Here is a 3,664-nt window from a genome sequence, read left to right as displayed (position 1 = left end):
TTCGCCCGGGCCACTGGCGGGTTGGCTATAAGTTCTGGCGGGGTGTGGAGCCCGATTCCTCCAGCCGGCTTCAGCCGGCTTTCGTTGGCAGCCCGGGGCTTGAGCCCCGGGCACGGGCCGACCGTGTAGACCCTTTTCATTCGTCACGGACTCCGGAGCCCACCCCGACCAGGGATCGCGTGTAAAGGCCGCCTACCCCGCCTCCTCCGCCAGGGCGCGGGCGAAGGCGTCCCAGAAGGGGTCGACGCGCGGGTGTTCCAGCGGCTCCTCCCGTCCGTCGCGGACCAGGCGGATCCCCTCCTCGGGCGGGGTGATCTCGCCCACCTGCGATGCGGCGATGCCCGCGTCTTCCAGGCGCGCCAGCACGGCCGCGGCCTTCTCCGGCCGGCAGGTGATGATCAAGGTGCCCTCGCTGATGGCGGCGTAGGGGTTCATGCCAAACAGGTCGCAGACGGCCCGCGCGGCGGGGCTCACCACGATGGCGTTCTGCTCGACCACCATCCCGACGCCGGATGCGACGGCGATCTCGTACAGGCCGCCCCAAACGCCCCCCTCGGTCGCGTCGTGCATCGCCGTCACGCCGTCGTCGCGCACGCCGACCTCAACCGCGGTCATGGCGTCCTTCACCACCGACATCTGGTAAAAGGTCGCCTCGGCCTCGCGCGCGATCTCCTGACCGCAGGCGGCGGCGATGCGGTCGGGGAAGGTGACGCCGAACAGTCCGGTGGCCTCAACGGCGGCGCCCTTGGTGACGATCACCGCGTCGCCGACGCGCGCCATCGCCGGGGTGACGTAGCGGTCGCGTTCGCCGACGGCCATCACCATCGCGCCGCCGACCATGGGGTAGTCGGTGCCGTCGTAGCGGGCGGTGTGGCCGGTGACGATCGCCATGCCGATCTCTTTGCAGGTGGCGTCGACGGCGTACCAGAGGGCCTCCAGCCCCTCGCGGGTGATGCTGCGGGGGAGGTTGAGATCAACCACGAAGTAGGTGGGCGGCAGGCCCGAGGTGGCCGCGTCGGAGGCCAGGATATGCACCGCAAACCAGGCGGCGCGTTCCCAGCCGTACTGCGGCACGATGAAGAAGGGATCGGTGGTGACTGCCATGACCCGGCCGCCGCCAATGTCGATGATGCCCACATCCACGCCGTGCTGCGGCCCGACCAGCACCTCCGGCCGGTGTCGCCCCAGCCGCGGCTTGATCACCTGCTCGAACACGTCGGGTGAGATCTTGCCGACCTCAGGGAGCTGATACCCGGGCGCCTGCTCTGCCATGCCGTCCTCCCTCCACGCCGTCGCGACGCTTCATCCACGCGGTTCGCGATCTCCGTACCAACCCGGGCGGTGAGCGGTGCCGAGCGACGCGGAATGCAACGCCCATGCGCCGTATCGGTTGTGTGTTCCCAGATTACCGGCGTCCGTCGGGATTGGTCGAGGCTTCGTGGGCGCTGATGACGTAGCAGCACATGTGGTCGCCGGCGACGATGTGCGTTGCGCGCTCGACGTCGGCGTTGAGGAGCTCCCGGTAGATCTCCGCCTCGTAGCGGCAGGCACAGGGGAAACAGGCGGCGACCCGGCTGATAGTGCAGTTGTACTGCTTGAGCAGGAAGGTGTCCTCGTCCACCTGCTCGAAACTCGCCAGATAGCCGAGGTCGTCCATCCCTGCCGCGAGCGCGGCGACCCGCTCGGCGAGGGTGGTGGCCGGCTGGAGCCGCTGGGCCAGGTAGTCGCGGGTGCGCTCGGCGCGGCGCGAGAGGAGGAGGTCGACCTTCTGCTCGCCGTCGATCTGCACCAGGTCGGCCAGTAGGTCGGTGATCACCAGGTCGTACTGCTTGGGGAAATAGTCGTCCGCCAGGGAAGAGAGGCGGTAGACGTGGGCCGGGCGACCGACGGGGCGTCGCACCGTGGTCGATTCGACCAGGCCGTCCCGTTCCAGGGCAGTCAGGTGCTTGCGCACCGCCATCGCGGTGATGCCGAGCAGCGCGGCGAGCTGGTCCGCGGTGAGCCCTTCGCTCTTCTTCAGCGTGGTGAGGATCTTCCGGCGGGTGGCACCCCGCGGTGCCTGGGTGCCGAGTAGGGGCTCGGGCATACCCGCGTGACGGCTGCTGTGTCGTTGTTTCCGGCTCGGCCGATCCGTCGCCATGGCGCCTCCGGTTCCTATCATAACATAAGCGCCGTTGCCCGAGCGGTGGCCGTGGAAGAGGCCGTTCCTCGCCGAATCGGGATCACCTTTGATGGGGAGTCCCCGGTCGACATCCGGGCTTGCGTGGACGATCCGGATGCCTAGGGCGAATATGAACCAAAGTCCTACCCGGTGGGGGGTGGCTTGATTGCTATACTCGCGGCAGCGTGCGGAGATGACCACGGCGGCCAGCGGCACCGTGGGGCTATCGCCGCCCCGGACTCCTGCCGGGGCGAGCCGGTCGAGGAGCCGTGAGCCGATGTCGGGTAGCAGCCAGCCACCGCGAACCACGCCCGGTCGGCGCAGCCGGCTCATGGCGACGCTGGCCTACGTCGGGCCGCTGTCACTCGTCATCGCGGGGCTGCTCCCCCGCAGCCGCTTCGTCCTGCGCCATGCGCTGATCGCGATGACGCTCCATCTGGTGCGCTTCGCCCTGGCGGGGATGGTCCTGACGCTGTGGCTCTTCCCGGGGGATGGGGTGGAGACCGGGCGCGTGGCGCGGCTGGCCGCCGACCTGGGCACGCTCCTGCTGGCCGGGGTGCCTTGGCCCGGTGGGCTGACGCGCGAAGGCGCGCTGCTCCTCTCGTTCCCGCTGGGCATGACTTGGATCGCGAGCCTCGCCGGGGCTGCCGCGGCCGCGACCGGCCACACCCTCGACTACCACGCGCTGCTCCATGCCGACTGGCCCGATGCCCCGCCGGAGCCGGCGGTGGAGTCGTCGAGCCCCGTCGATGAGCGGGCATACGCGCGCGAGTTGCGTGAGCGCCAGCTCGCGCGGATCTGGAGTGCCTCGCGTGTGGCGCAGGCCGAGCGACGGCGACACGAGCGGATGGAGCAGGTCAAGCGGGAGATGGAGGTGGTGCTGGTCCGCCTGGACTACCTCAACCACCTGCTGTCGTTCGGCGAGTTGAGCCTGAGTCGCTTCACCGCGATGCACACCGAGTTGATTGGCTACCTGGATGCCCTCCGCCGCGAGCTGGCCGACTTGCAGGCCCGCCGCACCGACGTGCTGGCGGCGGAGAACCGGCCGGTGGCGCCGCTGGCGCTGACCGAGGTGCCACAGGTGCAGGTGTTGACGCTGGCTGTGCTCGATCCCAGCGGCGTGCCGATCTTCACCAGCGGGCACTTCCCGCTCGATGAGTCGCTCATCACCGGCATGGTTTCGGCGCTCGACAGCCTGTCGGAGGAGATGTTCGGCTCGCGGGTGCACAAGACCCAGTTGGCCGAGGGGCAGGTCGTGCACTTCGCTCGCGGCCAGTACACGGTGGCCTTCGTGATCTTCGAGGACGAGCCGGCACCGGTGCAAATCGGGCACCTGCGCGAGTTCCTGGACGACTTCGAGCGCGCGAATGCCGCGGTGCTGGCCTCATCCCCGGTCGACACCGACCGGCTTGTCCCGGTACCGGTGCCGTTCGCGTTCCTGCGGCGGGGGGCCGCCCGCGCGCCCGCGCCCCCCCCCCCCCCAAACCCCCCGGGGGAGGAAAA

At 69.7% G+C, this 3,664-nt stretch carries 3 protein-coding genes; 1 reads left to right on the top strand and 2 read right to left on the bottom strand.

All coding sequences use genetic code 11. The features are described from left to right. Positions 1-192: 192 nt before the first annotated feature. Positions 193-1,272, bottom strand: a complete 1,080-nt coding sequence (locus IRZ30_RS16390) for an AIR synthase family protein (protein ID WP_294086708.1) — start codon at positions 1,270-1,272, stop codon at positions 193-195. Positions 1,273-1,405: 133 nt separating this feature from the next. After that, positions 1,406-2,086 (bottom strand): metalloregulator ArsR/SmtB family transcription factor, encoded by a 681-nt coding sequence (locus IRZ30_RS16385; protein ID WP_294086707.1) that lies wholly within the window; start codon positions 2,084-2,086, stop codon positions 1,406-1,408. 352 nt (positions 2,087-2,438) lie between these two features. On the opposite strand from IRZ30_RS16385, the gene IRZ30_RS16380 reads away from it, so the two are divergent. Beyond that, a partial coding sequence (locus IRZ30_RS16380) for a hypothetical protein (protein ID WP_294086704.1) occupies positions 2,439-3,664 on the top strand: 1,226 nt, incomplete at its 3' end.

It is taken from the genome of Sphaerobacter sp., assembly GCF_019683595.1.
Lineage (GTDB): Bacteria > Chloroflexota > Chloroflexia > Thermomicrobiales > Thermomicrobiaceae > Sphaerobacter.
This window is presented reverse-complemented; position numbering and strand designations above follow the sequence as displayed.